Consider the following 17409-nt stretch of genomic DNA (forward strand, 5'->3'; position numbering starts at 1 on the left):
GAATTGACCCGCAAATCATGAACATTTCGGTTAATGCCTCGATCTACCACCAGCCGCTGCGGGAAGTCCAACCCGGCACGCGCCTCGATACCCTGCTTTGTGAAGAGGCGCGCGCGCCCTTCGACCGGCTGTGGTGGTGGCAGGCGCTGGAGCGCCATTGCGGCCTTTCCGGCACGCTCCACGGGGCCCGCAGCGAGGCGGGTGAGGCGCTGCTCGCCCTGCACGAGGCCGCGCCGGGGCACCTTGTCGCGCTCGCCAACTGGTACACGTTCCGGTTTCGCCCGATCATGCGCGGCGATCCGAAGCTGCTGGTCCCGCTTGCCAAGGCGCTCCCCCCCCTCACCCGCCGGATCACGCTCGACAAGGTTCCGGACGAGGATGGGAGCGCCCGCGCCCTTGCCCAGGCCTTCCGCGCGGCCGGATGGTGGGTATTCTGCGAGCCGTGCGACACCAACCACGCGCTAGAGGTGCGCGGGCGCGATTTCGCAACCTACCACGCGACGCTCCCCGGCCCCTTGCACACGACCCTCAAGCGCAAGAGCGGCAAGGTCCACACCAAGATCCTCACGTATTTCGACGCCGAAGCCTGGGCGCAATACGAAGCGATCTACGCGCAAAGCTGGAAAGGCGAAGAAGGCGCGCCTGCTTTCCTGCGCGCCTTTGCCGAGGCCGAAGGTGCGGCCGGACGCCTCCGCCTCGGACTTGCCCATGACGCCGCCAACCCGACTGGCCCCGCCATCGCGGCACAGATGTGGAGCGTCGAGGGCAACACCGCCTTCATCCACAAGCTCGCCCATCGTGAGAGCGCCCGCGCGCTGTCGCCGGGCTCCGTGCTCACCGCCGCGCTTTTTCGCCACGCGCTCGACACTGACAAGGTGGCCCTTGTCGACTTCGGGACAGGCGATGATGCCTACAAGCGCGACTGGATGAACGCCGTGCGCCCACGCTATCGCATCGAGGCGCTGCGCCCCGGCGCGCTGGCCAACCTGCCTCATCTGGTGCGCCGCGTCGCCGCGCGTCACCTTGCCGCACGCTTCAAGCGCGGCTAGACGCCCGCGGGAGATAGATATGCCTGTTTTCGAGAGGGCCATGGCAGATACAACCGACCAGACCTTGCGCGCGATTCTCACCGACGTGCTCGGCCTCGCACCCGAACAGACCGCCACCTTCGAGGCCGAGACCGGCCTTTTCGGGCACCTTCCCGAACTCGATTCGATGGCGGTCGCGAGCCTCCTCACCGAGATCGAGGACCGTTTCGACATCCTGATCGAGGATGAGGACGTCGACGGCGAGATGCTCGAGACCTACGGCGCTCTTCGTGCCTTCGTCTCGGCCAAGACCGCGCAAGGCTGACAGGACCGGGCGGGCACACATGGATTATATCCCCTGGCCCGACCCGACATTTCCGAGAGAGCCCGCCCACGCGCTCGCCTTCGAAGGCACAGGGCCGCATCGCCTGCTGATCGTCCCGGCGCTTTTCGATGAGGGCAACCGCCTGCGCCGTCTGACGGTCGAGGTCCAGCGCCGTCTTGCTGCCCGCCACACCATCACCAGCGTGATGCCCGACCTTCCCGGCTGCAACGAGAGCCTGGCTCCGCTGGAGGCGCAGAACCTTGCAAGCTGGCGCGGAGCCATGGAGGCCTGCGCTGTGCACTTTGGCGCCACGCACGTCCTTGGCCTTCGCGGCGGCGCGCTGGTTACGCCCTGCACCCTCCCCGCACTCCATTATGCCCCGGTCACAGGCGCTGCGATCCTGCGTCAGATGCTGCGCGCACGCCTTCTGTCCGCGCGCGAGGCGGGCCGCACGGAAACGCGCGCGGACTTGGAAGAGCTGGCCCGCACCCAGGGCCTTAACCTCAACGGCTATCGCATCGGCGCGTGCCTTTTCAGCGACCTCGAACAGACCGAACTGCGCGGCGACGCGCAAGACCTTCCCCAATCGCAGATCGGCGGCGCGGGCCTCTGGCTGCGCGCCGAGCCTGGCGAGAGCCCGGAGCAGGCCGACACGCTTACGCGCGCCGTCGCCGAGTGGGTGGAACGGAGCGCCCGGCCATGACCCGGCGGCCCATCCTGTTCCCATGCGCAGAGCAGCGCCTGGCCGGAACGCTCGACATCGCGGACGACACCACCGCGCTCCTGATCGTGAGCGGCGGCAACGAGACGCGCGCCGGGGCCTGGGATGGGCAGGCCGCGCTTGCCACCCGGATTGCTGAGGCCGGGTATCCCGTCGTGCGCTTCGACCGGCGCGGCGTGGGCGATAGCGAGGGAACCAACGGCGGCTTTCGCACGAGTGGCCCGGACATCGCCGCCGCACTCCAGGCCCTGCGTACGCAGTGCCCGCAGGTCATTCGCATCGTCGCCTTCGGCAATTGCGATGGGGCCGCTGCGCTCATGCTGACGCGCGGGCAAGGCTGCGACGCCCTGGTCCTTTCCAACCCCTGGACCATCGAGGGGGAGGACGAGGCAACGCCCTCGCCCGAAGCAACCCGCGCACACTACCGCGGCCGCCTGGCCGATCCCGCCGCGATCCGACGCCTGCTATCGGGCAAGGTCCGCCTGGGGGACCTTGCTCGAAGCCTCATCACAGCGCTTCGTCCGGTACCTGCGGCTGGGAGACTTGTGTGCGAACTTGCAGCCGGGATTGCGACCTTTCATGGGCCGATCCGCTTTCTCGTCGCCGAGCGGGACCGAACCGGACAGACGTTCCTGGCGCGCTGGGACAAGGCCGACCCGCGCATCCATCGCTGCTCGGGCGCCTCGCACAGTTACGTCGAGCCCGATGCGCAGGAGTGGCTTTTTGCGCAGATCCTGGAGGTCTTACGCGAAACGGGCCGGAACGCAGGATAATACCCGCCTTCCGGCCCGCTTTCAGATCGCTATCGCAAGAGCGTGCAGCGGGGCGCGCAGCGGCGCCCAGCCGATCAGCCCTGGACGGTCTCGGTCACGCCCGCGAATTCCTTTTCGGCAAGGTAACGCTCGGCGTCGAGCGCAGCCTGGCAGCCCATGCCCGCCGCCGTAATGGCCTGACGGTAGGTGTGGTCGCAGACGTCACCGGCCGCGAAGACACCCGCCACGTCGGTCTTGGGCGTTCCGGGAGTGACAAGCAGGTAGCCGGTGTCGTCCATCGCCAGCTTGCCCTTGAACAGCTCGGTCGCAGGCGCGTGGCCGATGGCGACAAACGCGCCGTCCGCCTCGAATTCGCTCGCCGCGCCGGTGGCCGTGTCGGTGAGCGCGAGCGCGCGCAGTTCGCCATTGTCACCGGCAAGGAACTGGTCGACCTTCTTGTTCCACAGGACCGAAACCTTGGGGTTCGCTTCCAGACGGTCCTGCAGGATCTTCTCGCAGCGCAGCGAATCGCGGCGGTGGATCAGCGTCACGTTGTCCGAGTGGTTGGTGAGGTAGAGCGCCTCTTCCACCGCAGTATTACCACCGCCGATGACCACGACCTTCTTGCCGCGGTAGAAGAACCCGTCGCAGGTCGCGCAGGCCGAGACGCCCTTGCCCGAGAGCTCCTGCTCGCCCGGAACGCCCAGCCACTTGGCCTGCGCACCGGTGCAGATAACCAGGGTATCGCCCTCATAGGTGTCGCCGCCGTCGCCGGTCGCGACGAACGTCGGGCCCGAGAGATCCACGTCGGTGATCGTGTCCCACATCATGCGCGTGCCCACGTGCTCGGCCTGGGCCTGCATTTCCTGCATGAGCCAGGGGCCCTGGATCACTTCGCGAAAGCCCGGGTAGTTTTCCACATCGGTGGTGATGGTGAGCTGGCCGCCGGGCTGCAGACCCTGCACCACGATCGGCTCCATGCCCGCACGCGCGCCATAGATCGCGGCGGAAAGGCCGGCAGGCCCCGAACCGATAATGAGCATGCGGGTCTTGTGATTGGTTGCCATCGGGCGGTCTCCGGAGAAATGCGGGAATCGGGCGAATATCGAGCGGGGGAAATAGGAACTTTCCGACCCCTTTGCCAAGTCGGGTCGGGAAAGGATTTCGTGGCCTGTCTAAATCGGCGCTTGCCCGCCCCTTCCCGGCGCGCAGGCGGGCGTGAGGGAGTTGACCTTCCTGCAGGGCCGGGCCACCTCTCCTTCATGGACTCCCAACTTGGCCCTACTTCCAACCGTTTCGTCTCGCAGCGCCTGCGCCTGAATTACGTGGAATGGGGCAATCCCGACGCGCCCCCACTGATCCTGCAGCACGGCGGGCGCGACCATTGCCGCAGCTGGGACTGGGTGGCCGAGGAACTGCGCCGGGACTGGCATGTGATCTGCCCGGACCTGCGCGGACATGGCGACAGCGACTGGTCGCGCGAGGGGCACTATGGGATGGACGCCTTCGTCTTCGACATGGCGCAACTTGTTCACACGCTGGGTTACCCGCAGATCAGTATTGTGGGCCATTCGCTGGGCGGCGCCATCGCCACCCGTTTTGCCGCGCTCTATCCCGAGCGCGTTGCCAAGCTCGTCGCCATCGAAGGGCTACGTCCGGTCGAGGGGCCCTGCCGCGACCGGGAGCGGCAATCGCCCGCAGACCGGCTGCGCAGCTGGATTTCCAGCAAGCGTGAGGCTGCCGGGCACCCGGCACGCCGCTATACGACCCGCCGTGCCGCCTTCGAACGAATGTTGGCCGCCAACCCGTTCCTGAGCGAAGCGCAAGCACGCCATCTCAGCATCCATGGGGCCAGCCGCAACGAAGACGGCAGCTGGAGCTGGAAGTTCGATCCCTATGTCCGGATTGCGCAGACCATCGATGTCACCACGCCCGAACTTCACGCCTTGTGGGGGGAGATCACCTGTCCGGTGCTGCTGATGGCAGGCCTCAAGAGCTTTGCACAGAGCCCCGCCAAGGACGGGCGTATGGACCTGTTTCGCGATGCGCGGCTGATCGAGTACGAGGACGCCGGGCACTGGGTCCATCACGACCAACTCGGCCGCTTTGTCGAGGATGTGCGGACATTCCTGCAAGGCTGATGTCCGGCGGCCCGGAGTAGTAAGCGAGCATGAAGGCCCCGCCTTTCAACCCCGCATAAGCAGCCTTATCGGCGCGAGGGACGTGTATTGGCGCCCTGGAAGCGATGGCCTACGGGCCTATTTTCGGGAGGCTTGGGACGAAGCGCCCGCACCGTCGGCATTCCCGGCCACGGCCGAGCCGCCGAAGGGAAGCGCGAAGGCGGCAATCGCCAGCCCAAGCCCGAACAGCACCGCCGGAATGACGGCCGCCGCCGCACGAGAGCGCGGCGGTTCATCCTCGCGCGCCTTGTAGCGCACGCGAGCGGAAGTATCAGACACGTGGGTGCGATCGGGGGCCATGGCGCAGTAACGCGCAGGCAACCCCGCGCGTTCCCGCCCGACAAGGTCCTGATTAGTGGAGGAGGTAGAAGCCCAAGGCTGCCCAGCACGCCAGACTGAGCACGAAGCCCGCGATCAGCCCGCGCGGATCGTGCTCACCGGCACGGTTCTCCAGACGCTGCATGGCATAGACCTGACGCGGTCCGGGATCGAACATGATGCTTTTCTTGTTTGCGACCTGCACGGTGACATCCCCAAATAGTGGCCAGCATCTTGCGTTTTGCAAAACCGACCTCGTTTTACTCCAAACATCCGAGTGCACTTCTTAGTGTCATCCCGAATGGCCCTTCGACGCCTTGATCTATAACAAGATTACCGCATTTTTGCTATATCGAATGTGAAGCAAGGCAAAAACATCTCGAATTGGCCTGTGGTTGGAATATTAATTCGCAAATCTAAAATTTGCTGACATGGATATGCAACAATATCCAGTTGTCCAATATGCATGCTCGCACTGCAGCACGGCTCAAGCCGACGCAATCTCGGACCATTGGCGACGTAGTGCGCTCGACCTCGCGGCAGGGCACAATTTGCGCCGGTTTTTCGTGCCGCAGGGCAGCAAATGCGGCAAAAACAGGTCGCACTCGGTATGCCCGATACCGAATCGACGGCGCTACGGGCAAGCATGTGTCAAACGATTCGGCAGGCCAAGGCAGGAAGGGACAGGCCTGTGTGCCCTTCCGGCCAAGCCAGTATTCGCGGCGTTCCGCTCAGGCGGCGAGGTGCGCCGCGTGCCAGGCGACGTGTTCGCCCAGGAACGTCGAGATGAAGTAGTAGGAGTGGTCGTAGCCCTCCTGCATGCGGATCGTGGCCGGCATGCCCGCAGCCTTGCAAGCCTCGACAAGAAGCTGGGTCTTGAGCTGCTCTTCGAGGAAGCCGTCGGCTGTCCCCTGATCCACCAGCAGATGCGGCGCGCGTGCACCATCGGCAATGAGCGCGCAGGCATCGTACTCGCGCCAGTCCGCCCGGTCCGCGCCGATGTACCCGCTCAGGGCCTTCTCGCCCCAGGGACACGCCTGCGGCGAGACGATCGGCGAGAACGCACTGATCGAGCGGAACCGCTCCGGGTTACGCAGGCCGATGGTCAAGGCGCCGTGGCCGCCCATTGAATGGCCGGTAATAGCCTGGCGTGCCATGTCGGCCGGGAACGCCTCCCCGATCAGCGCGGGCAATTCGCTCTCGATGTAGGAGCGCATGCGGAAGTTGGCCTTCCAGGGCTCCTGCGTCGCATCAACGTAGAAGCCCGCGCCCTTGCCGAAGTCGTAGCTATCCTCGTCGGGCACGTCCTCGCCGCGGGGCGAGGTGTCGGGCGCGACGAAGATGATCCCGTGCCGGGCACAGGCTTCGCGAAACTCCCCCTTTTCGGTGACGTTCGCGTGGGTGCAGGTGAGCCCCGAGAGGTACCACAGGACCGGCAGCTTTGCGCCCTCGGCGTGGTCGGGCACGAAGACCGAGAAGGTCATGTCGGTGACAGTCTCAGCCGAGCGATGCGTGTAGACGCCCTGGATGCCGCCATGGCTGCGGGTGGTGGATACCGTCTCGAGGCTCATGTTCTGCTGTTCCTTACGCTGCCACGTGCCAGAGGCAGATCTTGTTGTTGTCCGGGTCGCGCAGGTACGCGCCGTAGCTGCCCGGGAACGCGGCGCGCGGCCCCGGTTCGCCATCGCAGGTGCCCCCGGCCGCAAGACCGGCCTTGTAGGCCGCGTCCACCGCCTCGGGGCTCGCGGCCTTCAGACCGATCGTGCCGCCGTTGGCGAAGGTCGCGGGCTCACCGTTGGCGGGCACGCCGACGATGAAGTTGGCCGTTCCGTCGGAATACACGTAGGCCGCGCCGTCCTTGATCCCGAAGCCTTCCTTGAGACCATAGGCCCCGAAGACGGCGTCGTAGAAGGTCTTGGCGGTAGCGGCATCGTTGGTGCCGACGAAGATGTGGCTGAACATCGTAAAGGGTCTCCTCAGTAAACCACGACCGAGCGAATGGATTCGCCCGCGTGCATCAGATCGAACGCCTTGTTGATGTCTTCAAGCCCCATGACGTGGGTAATCATCGGATCGATCTGGATTTTTCCGTCCATGTACCAATCGACGATCTTGGGCACGTCGGTCCGGCCCTTGGCGCCGCCGAAGGCCGAGCCCTTCCACACACGCCCGGTGACGAGCTGGAACGGACGGGTGGAGATTTCCTTGCCCGCTTCGGCCACGCCGATGACGATGCTCTCGCCCCAGCCGCGGTGGCAGCATTCGAGCGCGGTGCGCATGACTTCGGTGTTGCCGGTGCAGTCGAAGGTGTAGTCCGCGCCGCCGTCGGTCATCTGCAGGACCTTGGCGATCACGTCCTCGCGCTTCATGCCCTTGGTGTTGAGGAAGTCGGTCATGCCGAACTTGCGGCCCCATTCCTCACGGTCGGAATTGAGGTCGATGCCGATGATCTTGTTGGCACCAGCGAGCTTGGCCCCCTGGATCACGTTGAGGCCGATGCCGCCCAGGCCAAAGATGACGACGTTGTCGCCGACCTGCACCTTGGCGGTATTGACCACCGCGCCCACGCCCGTGGTCACGCCGCAGCCGATGTAGCACGAGGTCTGGAACGGCGCGTCCTTGCGGATCTTGGCGAGCGCGATTTCAGGCAGGACGGTGAAGTTCGAGAAGGTCGAGCAGCCCATGTAGTGGTAGAGCTTCTGGCCCTTGTAGGAGAAGCGGCTGGTGCCGTCGGGCATCAGGCCCTGGCCCTGGGTCGAACGGATCGAGGTGCACAGGTTCGACTTGCCCGAGGTGCAGGTCTTACACTGGCGGCATTCGGGCGTGTAGAGCGGGATGACGTGGTCATCGACCGCGACCGAGGTCACGCCCGCGCCCACTTCGCGCACGATCCCTGCGCCTTCGTGGCCCAGGATCGAGGGGAACAGGCCTTCGGAATCGAGCCCGTCGAGGGTGTAGGCGTCGGTGTGGCAGATGCCGGTCGCCATGATCTCGACGAGGACCTCGCCCTCCTTGGGGCCTTCGAGATCCACTTCGACGATTTCCAGCGGCTTCTTGGCTTCGAACGCGACGGCTGCGCGAGTCTTCATGGGCGGTATCTCCTAGTCTGCCGGATGGCGTTGGCGGGCCTTCTAGCGCGTTGCTGGATTGGCGTGAATGGGGTTGTTTTGCAAAGCATTATAACCATACAGGAATAATCTTTGCAGGAGAACGGCCATGGGACCAACGACATGAGAGCTGAGACATGAGGTCCGTCGCATGAGCGGAGCCTGGGACGGCATCGAGGAATTCGTGAGCGTGGCGCGCGCGGGCAGCTTTACCGGGGCGGCGCGCAGTTTCGGTGCGTCGGTCACGCACATGAGCCGCTCTGTCAGCCGCCTGGAGGCACGACTGGGCAGCCAGCTCTTCCACCGCACCACCCGCTCGCTCAGCCTGACCGAGGCGGGACGCCACTTTTTCGAGACCGGCAGCCGCCTCATTGCCGAACGCGACGATGCCATCGCCGCGATGACGGCGAGCAGTTCGCCGCGCGGGCATTTGCGGATCACCTGCTCCTACACGCTGGGCGAGCAGTTCATCGGCCCGATCCTGCGCGGCTATGCCCAGGAATATCCCGAAATCGCCATCACCTGCGATCTCGACAACGATGTCGTCGACCTCATCCGCGACGGCTACGATCTGGCCATCCGCACTGGCCACCTGGAGGACTCGCGCCTTGTCGCCACCCGCGTCGCCTCGCGCGCGATGGTGACGGTGGCTTCCCCCGGCTATCTTGCGCAGCACGGCGTACCCCTGCGCATCGGCGATCTCAAGGGCCACGCCTGCCTGATGGGCTCGAACAGTCTGTGGCAGTTCGCACGCGGCGAGACCTTCCGCCCTGAAGGACGCTGGAAGGCGAACAGCGGGATCATGGTGCTGGAAGCGGCGCTCGAGGGCATGGGGCTGTGCCAGCTGCCGCGTTTCTATGCCGCACCGCACCTGCGCAGCGGCACCTTGCGCGAGGTCCTGAGCGCCGAATGCCCCGAGGACGAACCGATCTGGGCGGTTTACCCCCGCCCCAAGCATCTTTCCCCCAAGGTCAGCACGCTGGTGGAGCGGCTGCGGGCCGAACTCCAGGGACGGCTCTCGGGCGAGGATATCCCCGCTACCGCTCTCACGGGGTGAAGCTGTAGGGCTTTTCTGCCCGGAGCCGGCCCTCGAGCACCTCGAGGCCCAGGGCCCGGTCGAAATAGTACCCTTGCGCGTATTCCACCCCAAGCCCGCGCAGCAAATGCACCTGCTGTTCGGTCTCGGCACCTTCCCCGATGACCTCCAGATGGAGGTCCTTGGCGATCTCGATCACCCGCTCGGTCACATGGCTTGTCGCGGTGTTGGCGCCGAGCGCGTGGACGAAAAGCTTGTCGACCTTGAGATAATCGAGATCAAGCTGGGCCAGGAAGCTCAGGCTGGAATAGCCGGTCCCGAAATCGTCGATGGCGATGCGCGCGCCCATGGCGCGAATGGCCCGTATGGCATCGCCCGCACGTTCGACATCGATAAAGGCCCGTTCGGTCGCCTCGAAGACGAAATTGCGCGGCGGCAGACCGGCCTCGGCAATGCGCCGCCCGATCCGATCCGGCAAAGCCGGATCGTGGAGATCGTTGGCCGAGAGGTTGATCCCGATATGGAGATCAGGGCGTAAGGCCAGCAGGCGCGGCGCATCGCGCATGATGAGGTCGAACAAGCGCTCGGTCAGCGCATGGATGAGCCCTGACGCCTCGGCCACGGGAATGAACTCATCGGGGCCCACCTTGCGCTCACCATCGCAGCGCCAGCGCAGCAGGGCCTCCACGCCGGAAATCCCTCCCGTCCGAAGATCGATGACAGGCTGGTATTCCACGAAGAACTGGTCGCGCATCAGGCCGCTGCGGATGAGCGCGGCGCTGGATGTGCGCTGGCGCATGATGCTGATGAGCATGGCGGCCAGGAGCAGTCCGATCAGGATGCCGATCGGCACCAGCATCACGAGCGTCTGATAGAAGAACTGGCGCACCAGAACACCCGGCACCGCAGCCCCCACGGCTAGATCGTAACGGCTGTTCTTGAGCAGATAGACCACATGATCGCCCGACCAGAAGCCCTTGTCCAGCACGGCGCGGCCTGCAAAGGGCGCAAAGTCGAAAGCCCCCTTGGACATGACCACGCGCTCGCTGCTCCAGGAAATCGCGGCAATCGCCGTCCCTTGCTGCAACTCCACGAAGCTGAGCAGGAGGTCCTTGTGGACGACCGCGACATAGGGCCCCCGGCCGATGACGAAATACCCGGGCCCATCAGGCTCAAACCGGACATCCATCCAGACCTCGACGCCGGTGTTCGAGCGGATCGACGGCTCGCCCAGTTCGATACGCAAGTCCCGATCGATGGAGGAACAGACTATGGCGTTGTCCCGGACATATCCGACCGCCTGAAGCAGGGTGGAATCAAGGTCGATACTGCGCATCTTTGCCAGAGCCGCCTCCGAGCAAGGCGCAACGCCCTCCAGATCCAACGCGAGGCGATTGGCCGCCATGACCTGGTCGGCGGCGACCACCACCTTGCTCAGGACAACGTCCGCCATTTCCCGGGCGGCTTCCTCGGCACGCGCCTCGGCCTGCTGCCAGGCGACCAGCGCGGCAAGGCCGACAGGCATGAGAACGAGGAAACATGCCGCGGCCAGTATCAGGGGAGAAAAAAGTCTCCGATTGGCCGACGCTGGGGTCACCCACTCACTCCAGGCAAGAAAAAGACACCGGCGTCACTCCTTACCCGATGCACAGCGGGTCTATCAGCGGCGGGAGGCAACTTCAATCTGCGGAGGCCGAGCGTAGACATATTGTATGCAATGCAGAACAAACGGCGAAGTTGCAGGGCACCTCGCCGGTCGCACAGCGCCGGTTATCCCGCCCCGATCAGTTCCCGTCCGATCAGCATCCTCCGGATCTCGTTGGTGCCCGCTCCGATATCGAGGAGCTTGGCATCGCGCAGGTAGCGCTCCACCGGCCAGTCGGTCGTGTAGCCCGCCCCGCCCAGCGCCTGCACCGCCTCGCCCGCCACGCGAAACGCGCTTTCGCTCGCCAGCAGGATTGCACCGGCTGCATCGAAGCGCGTTGTATTGCCCGCATCGCAGGCCCGCGCCACCGCGTAAACGTACGCGCGGGCCGATTGCAGCGCGACATACATGTCCGCGACCTTGGCCTGCATGAGCTGGAAGGTTCCGATGGGCGCGCCGAACTGGCGCCGTTCGCGCACGTAGGGAATGACGGTATCGAGGCAGGCCTGCATGATGCCCAGCTGCAAGCCGGCCAGCACGACGCGTTCATAGTCGAGGCCGCTCATCAGCACCTTCACCCCGCCCCCGACCGGGCCGAGCACGTTCGCCTCGGGCACGAAGCAATCGGCAAAGACAAGCTCGCACGTGGGCGATCCGCGCATGCCCAGCTTGTCGATCTTCTGGCCGATGGAGAAGCCTTGCATCCCCTTCTCGACCAAGAACGCAGTGATCCCGCGCGAGCCCGCATCCGCATCGGTGCGCGCGTAAACCACCAGCGTATCGGCAAATGTCCCGTTGGTGATCCAGAACTTGGTGCCATCAAGACGCCAGCCGCCCGGGACCGCCTCGGCGCGCAGCTTCATGCTCACGACATCCGACCCCGCGCCCGCCTCGGACATGGCGAGACTGCCGACGTGTTCGCCGCTGATGAGCGGGGCGAGGTACTTCTCCTTCTGCGCGTCGCTGCCCCAACGGCGGATCTGGTTAACGCACAGGTTCGAATGCGCGCCATAGGACAAGCCGACCGAGGCCGAGGCGCGGCTGACTTCCTCGACCGCCACAACGTGTTCGAGATAGCCAAGGCCGATCCCGCCCCACTCTTCCTCCACCGTAATGCCATGGAGGCCAAGCGCGCCCATCTCGGGCCAGAGTTCGCGGGGAAACCTGTCCTCGCGGTCAATCTCGGCTGCCATCGGCGCTATCCGCTCGGACGCGAAGCGCGCCACGCTTTCGCGGATCATCTGCGCGCTTTCGCCCAGGCCAAAATCGAAATCGGGGGTCGCTGTCATCTCTCTCCTCTTCCCGCCACCATGAACGGCGACGCATCCTTCGGACCTTGCGGGTGTTGTCCCCGGTATGTCCTGTTGTAGGCTGCCCCTGCATCCGGGACTTTGCGGTGCAGGTCAAGCAACACCTGACACCCAAGACACTGCACTCGTAACCAAGGTGTGAAATTATCGTGCCAAATCAGGATCCGATCGCAAAGCCTTCGAGCCCTCGCGACGCGCAGCCCAGCAAGGCTGTCCTGGGTACCAACGCACCACCGCGCGTGCAGGTCCTCGTGACCTACCTTTTCCTGGCGATCATGGGCATCGAACTCGTCACCCTGGTGATCTCCGCGCGCTGGGCCCATGTGTTCCTCGTCACCGGCCTCATGATCGTCATCGCCATCCCCGTCACGGTGCACCGTCGCCTGATCGCCAATGTCCCGGTCGAGATCCAGATATTTGCAGTGATCTTTGTGTTCGCCACGCTGTTCCTGGGCGAAGTGGGCGACTTCTACGAAAAGTTCTGGTGGTGGGACATCGCGCTCCACACCTGTTCGGGCGTGATGCTGGGGCTGCTCGGCTTTCTCACGCTTTACATGCTCAACGAGACCGAGACGGTCAGCCTGCACATGCGCCCCTCGTTCCTAGCCTTCTTCGCTTTCTTCTTCAGCGTCGGGCTCGGCGCGATCTGGGAGATCTTCGAGTTCACGATGGACCAGGTCTTCGGGCTCAACATGCAAAAGCCGATGCTGGACGATCCTTCGGGCCTTACCGACACGATGTGGGACCTTATCGTCGACACCCTGGGTGCGCTGACCGCCAGCCTGATCGGCCTTGTCTACATGCTCCAGGCCCGCAAGGAGGGGCGGCGTGACTGGTTGCAGCGCTTCGTCGACCGCTACCCCCGCTTCTTCAACCACACCTAAGGGCGCGCTCTTACGACCCGATGAAGTTTGCCGGGCGCCGCTCGAAGACCGAGGCAACGCCCTCGGCGTAGTCCGCCGTCGCGCGCAAGGCCGACTGCTCGGCATGTTCGCGCCGCATCGCCGCCACCGCCGCGTTGGCCGTGCCGTCCATCAGCGTGCGTCGCACCGCAAGCAGCGCCAGCGGGGCGTTGCCGGCAATCTCGTGCGCCATGGCAAGCGCCTCTTCGGCGACGGTGCCCTCGTCCACCATGCGGTCGACCAGCCCCCAGTCGAGCGCCGTCTTGCCCTTCACGCGCTCGGAGGAAAGCATCATCCAGCTCGCCCGCTGAGGGCCCAGGAGCCGCGGCAGGGTATAGGTCAGCGCGAAACCGGGGTGAAAACCGAGCCGGGTGAAATTGGCCGAAAGCCGCGTGGTCGGGTCGGCCACCCGGAAATCGGCGGCCATGGCAAGGCCCAGCCCGGCACCGATGGCCGCGCCCTGCACTCCGGCGATGATCGGCTTGCGGCGGCGGAACATCCGCTCGGCCTGGTTGTAGAGCTTGGAGATTGCGGCCATGCCGCCATTGCCCGCAATCGTAGCGTCCCCAGCAAGATCCGCGCCTGCACAGAACGAGCGCCCTTGCGAGGTCAGGACCGAGCAGCGCAGCGCCGGATCGCTGTCCACCTTGTAGAGCGCATCGGCGATCTGACGCATCAGGTCGGGACAGGCGAAATTGTGGGGCGGCTTGGAAAAATGGATCTTCGCAACGTGGTGATCACGCTCGAGGGTCACATCGATGCTCATCTGCGGTGGGTCTCCTGCCTGACGGCCTTTTTCATGCCTTTCCGGACTTATTCCAGAAAGGTTAGCGCCTGTTCAAGCACGTTCGCGGTTATGAGCCAGCGCATCTCCGTACAGCATCTATCGCGCGATTGCTGCATTGCCGAAATTTAAGGGCTCGCCTGTGCGCAATTCCTTCGACATACTCCACGGCCATGCACAGACGTGACACTCCGCCTCGCCTTGCAATTCCGCCCATGCCCCGCGTTTCGGGGGAGCGCATCGTCCGCCTGTCCGCGCACCTGGGGTGCAGCGCGGCATGACGGCGGACCTATGGACCTGGGCTTTACCGCTCGCGCTCATGCTGGGAGCAGGTCTGGCCTCGGGCTTTGCCGCCGGGCTCTTCGGGATCGGCGGTGGTTTCGTGGTCGTGCCAGTGCTGTTCATCATGCTTCCGCTGCTGGGAGGGACGCCCGAGAGCCTTGCCCATGTCGCCATCGGCACCTCGCTCGCCACGATCCTGGTGACCTCGCTGCGCTCGGTTCAGGCCCATGCCCGGCGCGGAGCGGTCGACTTCGCGCTGCTCAAGGCCTGGGCGCCCTGGATCGTCCTCGGCGTAGCCGCCGGCGTGCTACTTGCAGCAAGGGTCAGCGGGGCCATGCTCGCGCTCATCTTCGGGGCGGGCGTTGCCATCATGGCGCTCCATTTCCTCTTCCCCATCCTTGCCAACCGCCACTTACGTGACGAGCTTCCCGGCGGCCTTGCGCGCGTCGGCATCGCGGGGGGCATCGGCGCCTTCTCGTCCCTGCTGGGCATTGGCGGCGGCACCATCGCGATCATCGTCATGACGCTGTGCGGCAAGGACATTCACCGCGCCATCGCGACGGCTTCTGGCGTCGGTTTCCTGATCGCGGTGCCGGGCACCCTGGGTTTCATCGCCATCGGTCTTGGCGCGCCCGACCTGCCGAGCGGATCGCTGGGCTACATCAACCTTCCCGCGACGCTCGCCATCGTCAGCACGTCGATCATATCGGCCCCCTGGGGCGCGGCGACCGCGCACCGTCTGCCCGCCGCCGTGCTGCGCCCGGTCTTCGGCCTCTACCTGCTCTTCGTCGCCTTCACCATGGTCCGCAACGGGCTCGGAGGCTGATCCCCGCTAGAACTGTCTGACACTCGAACCACCCGCCCATCCCGTAAGGAGGAAACGCCCGATGTCCCATGCCTTCACCCGCCGCGCCCTGATCGGCAGCGCGACCGCCGGAACGGCGCTGGGCCTGGCCGCAACGAGCGCCTCGCGCGCGGCGCTGGCCGCCTCGCCGGTTCCGCCGCCCAGCGCAGTCGGCGACCTCTTCGGGCCGCCCACAGGGCTTGCCCAGCTCAGCCGGAACGAGAACCCCTTCGGCCCCTCGCCCAAGGCGCTCCAGGCCCTGACGCAGGCCTCCGGCCACGGGGCCTATTACGCCGACAGGGGCGTCGCCTACCTTACCGACATGATCGCCGAGCGCTTTGGCCTCGCCCCGGATCACGTCATCGTGAGCTCGGGCTCCACCGAGGTCCTGTGCTGCGCCTCGATGGCGCTGGCCGAGCAAGGCGCGATCCTGTGCCCGGACCTGTTCTGGGACACCACCGTCACGTATGCGGAGAAGAAGGGCGCCAGGCTGAAGCGCGTTCCCCTTGCCCCCGACATGGGGATCGACCTTGCCGCCATGAAGGCCGCGATCACCCCGGACATCGGCCTCATCCACATCTGCAATCCCAACAACCCCACCGCCATGTCGCTCGATGGCGATGCCCTGCGCGCCTTCATCCGCGGGGTCGACCCGGCCATCACCGTCCTTGTCGACGAGGCCTACATGGAGCTGACCGCGCGGCCCGACTACACCTCGATGGTCGATCTCCTGGCCGAACGCGAGAACCTCATCATCTGCCGCACCTTCTCCAAGATCTACGGCATGGCAGGGCTGCGTCTGGGCTACGCGCTCACTTCGCCCGCCATGGTGGAGAAGCTGCGCGGCTATCTGATGAGCTTTGGGGGCAACAGCGCCGGGCTCGCCGCGGGGATCGCCTCCTACCAGGATGAGGCTTTCCTTTCCTATTCCAAGGCCCGCATCCTTGAAGCGCGCGAGGCCATCATGGACGCGGTCGGCGCGGCCGGGCTCACAGCCCTGCCCTCTGACGCCAGCTTCGTCTATGTGAAGGTGCCCGATGCCGATGCCCTGAAGGCCGAGATGGCCAAGGCCCAGGTCGCGATCCGCCCGGCCTACGGGACCTGGACGCACTACTCGCGCGTCAGCACCGGCCGCATGGAGGACGTGGCCCGCTACGCCGAAGTGCTGCGCCGGACCTACAAGGCCTGAGGCAGCGCCGCGTCCTCGCGGAACTTCTCGCGGATCAACTCGTGCACCGCCGCGATCCGCGGTTCGCGCAGGACCTTGGGCAGCCAGATCAGGAAGTAGCGGTTGACCGGCATCTCGACCGGCGGCTCGATCTCGACAAGTTCGCCGCTCGCGATGTGCCGTTCGCACAAGTAGCTGGGCAGGACGCACCAGCCAAAGCCGTCCATGACCATGCGCTGGAGGCACCTGAGGTCCTGCCCCATGATGGCGGGCGGAAGTGCATGGCGGGCAAGGCCATTGGCGCCCAGCCAGGTCGAAATGAGCTGCTGCTTGATGTTGAAGGCCAGCACCGGCTCCTCGTGGAGCGCCTGGCCCAGATCGGGCGCGGCCATGATCCGCGCGGCCACTACAGGCGAGGCGACCGCGTGCAGGCGCTCCTCGTGCACCATCTCGCTGCGCACATTGCCGTCAAGCACCGGATAGCCCGACAGCGCCAGGTCGCAATCGTCCTCCAGCACGCCAGCCGCCATCTGCGCGTGGTCCGCGGCCGCGAAGCGGATCTGCATGCCCGCCCGCACCAGTGAAACAAGCCGGGGCACGACCATCTCGGCCAGGAAATCGGCCTGCCCCATGATCCGCACGATCCCGGTCTGATCCCGTGAGCGGGCCCGGGTGCGCGCGAGGACGGCCTCGGCCATGTCGAGGGTATCGCCTAGCCCTGCGGCCATTTCGTCGGCAATCACCGTCGGGCGCACCCCCTTGGCGTGGCGCACGAAGAGCGCATGGCCGATCGCGGCCTCAAGCGCGGCGATATGCTGCGAGATTGCAGGCTGGGTCAGGCCCAGGCTGCGCGCAGCACCGCTAAGCGATTGTTGCCGGTAGACTTCCACGAAACTGCGCAGTTGTGTCAGGGCCATGACCTCACATAACGCAACTTATGGATAATCCCAAATCATCTAATATCCCTTAGGAGTAAAAACCGCATATTGGGCACCTCGCCCATCGCG

The 17409-nt window shown here is 65.4% G+C and carries 19 protein-coding genes; 9 read left to right on the forward strand and 10 right to left on the reverse strand.

Annotated features, from left to right (window positions below):
- Positions 1-17 precede the first annotated feature (17 nt).
- From LC060_RS11670 to LC060_RS11685, 4 genes are read left to right on the forward strand one after another with little or no spacing between them, the layout of a single operon-like run.
- Positions 18-1049: a GNAT family N-acetyltransferase gene (locus LC060_RS11670; protein ID WP_226635746.1), complete on the forward strand. Its 1032-nt coding sequence runs from the start codon at positions 18-20 to the stop codon at positions 1047-1049.
- Positions 1050-1089: 40 nt separating this feature from the next.
- Positions 1090-1353 (forward strand): acyl carrier protein, encoded by a 264-nt coding sequence (locus LC060_RS11675; RefSeq protein ID WP_226635748.1) that lies wholly within the window; start codon positions 1090-1092, stop codon positions 1351-1353.
- 19 nt (positions 1354-1372) lie between these two features.
- A complete protein-coding gene (locus LC060_RS11680; protein WP_226635750.1) occupies positions 1373-2056 on the forward strand; it encodes a hypothetical protein in 684 nt (227 codons plus the stop codon).
- Entirely contained in the window at positions 2053-2847 is a 795-nt protein-coding gene (locus LC060_RS11685) for a hydrolase 1, exosortase A system-associated (RefSeq protein WP_226635752.1), read from the forward strand. The genes LC060_RS11680 and LC060_RS11685 overlap by 4 nt, the downstream gene beginning before the upstream one ends.
- Positions 2848-2921: 74 nt before the next feature.
- On the opposite strand, the gene trxB is transcribed toward LC060_RS11685, so the two are convergent.
- Positions 2922-3893 carry a thioredoxin-disulfide reductase gene (gene trxB, locus LC060_RS11690; RefSeq protein ID WP_226635754.1) on the reverse strand — a complete coding sequence of 324 codons (972 nt, stop codon included), beginning with the start codon at positions 3891-3893 and terminating at the stop codon, positions 2922-2924.
- Between the two features lie 195 nt (positions 3894-4088).
- On the opposite strand from trxB, the gene LC060_RS11695 reads away from it, so the two are divergent.
- Positions 4089-4967 carry an alpha/beta fold hydrolase gene (locus LC060_RS11695; protein WP_226635756.1) on the forward strand — a complete coding sequence of 293 codons (879 nt, stop codon included), beginning with the start codon at positions 4089-4091 and terminating at the stop codon, positions 4965-4967.
- 117 nt (positions 4968-5084) lie between these two features.
- On the opposite strand, the gene LC060_RS11700 is transcribed toward LC060_RS11695, so the two are convergent.
- From LC060_RS11700 to LC060_RS11720, 5 genes are all read right to left on the reverse strand, one after another.
- Positions 5085-5285, reverse strand: a complete 201-nt coding sequence (locus LC060_RS11700; RefSeq protein WP_226635758.1) for a hypothetical protein — start codon at positions 5283-5285, stop codon at positions 5085-5087.
- A gap of 73 nt (positions 5286-5358) precedes the next feature.
- The gene (locus LC060_RS11705) at positions 5359-5502 is read right to left on the reverse strand and encodes a hypothetical protein (RefSeq protein WP_226635759.1); all 144 of its coding nucleotides are present in this window, start codon (positions 5500-5502) and stop codon (positions 5359-5361) included.
- 553 nt (positions 5503-6055) lie between these two features.
- The gene (gene fghA / locus LC060_RS11710; protein ID WP_226635761.1) at positions 6056-6895 is read right to left on the reverse strand and encodes an S-formylglutathione hydrolase; all 840 of its coding nucleotides are present in this window, start codon (positions 6893-6895) and stop codon (positions 6056-6058) included.
- Positions 6896-6908: 13 nt separating this feature from the next.
- Positions 6909-7286 (reverse strand): VOC family protein, encoded by a 378-nt coding sequence (locus LC060_RS11715; protein WP_226635763.1) that lies wholly within the window; start codon positions 7284-7286, stop codon positions 6909-6911.
- A 14-nt stretch (positions 7287-7300) separates the two neighbouring features.
- Positions 7301-8413, reverse strand: a complete 1113-nt coding sequence (locus LC060_RS11720) for an S-(hydroxymethyl)glutathione dehydrogenase/class III alcohol dehydrogenase (RefSeq protein WP_226635765.1) — start codon at positions 8411-8413, stop codon at positions 7301-7303.
- Positions 8414-8582: 169 nt separating this feature from the next.
- Between LC060_RS11720 and LC060_RS11725 the strand changes: the two genes are divergently transcribed.
- Positions 8583-9488 (forward strand): LysR family transcriptional regulator, encoded by a 906-nt coding sequence (locus tag LC060_RS11725; RefSeq protein ID WP_226635766.1) that lies wholly within the window; start codon positions 8583-8585, stop codon positions 9486-9488.
- On the opposite strand, the gene LC060_RS11730 is transcribed toward LC060_RS11725, so the two are convergent.
- On the reverse strand, positions 9478-10992 hold the full coding sequence (locus tag LC060_RS11730) for an EAL domain-containing protein (protein WP_226635768.1): 1515 nt from the start codon (positions 10990-10992) through the stop codon (positions 9478-9480). The genes LC060_RS11725 and LC060_RS11730 overlap by 11 nt on opposite strands.
- A 245-nt stretch (positions 10993-11237) precedes the next feature.
- The gene (locus LC060_RS11735) at positions 11238-12401 is read right to left on the reverse strand and encodes an isovaleryl-CoA dehydrogenase (RefSeq protein ID WP_226635769.1); all 1164 of its coding nucleotides are present in this window, start codon (positions 12399-12401) and stop codon (positions 11238-11240) included.
- A gap of 170 nt (positions 12402-12571) precedes the next feature.
- On the opposite strand from LC060_RS11735, the gene LC060_RS11740 reads away from it, so the two are divergent.
- Positions 12572-13306, forward strand: coding sequence for a hypothetical protein (locus LC060_RS11740; RefSeq protein WP_226635771.1), 735 nt, complete (start codon positions 12572-12574; stop codon positions 13304-13306).
- Between the two features lie 10 nt (positions 13307-13316).
- Here the strand turns inward: LC060_RS11740 and LC060_RS11745 are convergent, their stop codons facing one another.
- Positions 13317-14090 carry an enoyl-CoA hydratase/isomerase family protein gene (locus LC060_RS11745; protein ID WP_226635773.1) on the reverse strand — a complete coding sequence of 258 codons (774 nt, stop codon included), beginning with the start codon at positions 14088-14090 and terminating at the stop codon, positions 13317-13319.
- Positions 14091-14385: 295 nt separating this feature from the next.
- Between LC060_RS11745 and LC060_RS11750 the strand changes: the two genes are divergently transcribed.
- Together LC060_RS11750 and LC060_RS11755 are read left to right on the forward strand one after the other, a co-directional pair.
- Complete coding sequence (locus LC060_RS11750; RefSeq protein ID WP_039395616.1) at positions 14386-15216, forward strand: sulfite exporter TauE/SafE family protein; 831 nt, start codon at positions 14386-14388, stop codon at positions 15214-15216.
- Between the two features lie 61 nt (positions 15217-15277).
- Positions 15278-16423 (forward strand): pyridoxal phosphate-dependent aminotransferase, encoded by a 1146-nt coding sequence (locus LC060_RS11755; protein ID WP_226635774.1) that lies wholly within the window; start codon positions 15278-15280, stop codon positions 16421-16423.
- Here the strand turns inward: LC060_RS11755 and LC060_RS11760 are convergent.
- Complete coding sequence (locus LC060_RS11760; protein ID WP_226635776.1) at positions 16411-17319, reverse strand: LysR family transcriptional regulator; 909 nt, start codon at positions 17317-17319, stop codon at positions 16411-16413. The genes LC060_RS11755 and LC060_RS11760 overlap by 13 nt on opposite strands.
- Positions 17320-17409: the final 90 nt, after the last annotated feature.

This window comes from Novosphingobium profundi (assembly GCF_020524485.1).
Taxonomy (GTDB): domain Bacteria; phylum Pseudomonadota; class Alphaproteobacteria; order Sphingomonadales; family Sphingomonadaceae; genus Novosphingobium; species Novosphingobium profundi_A.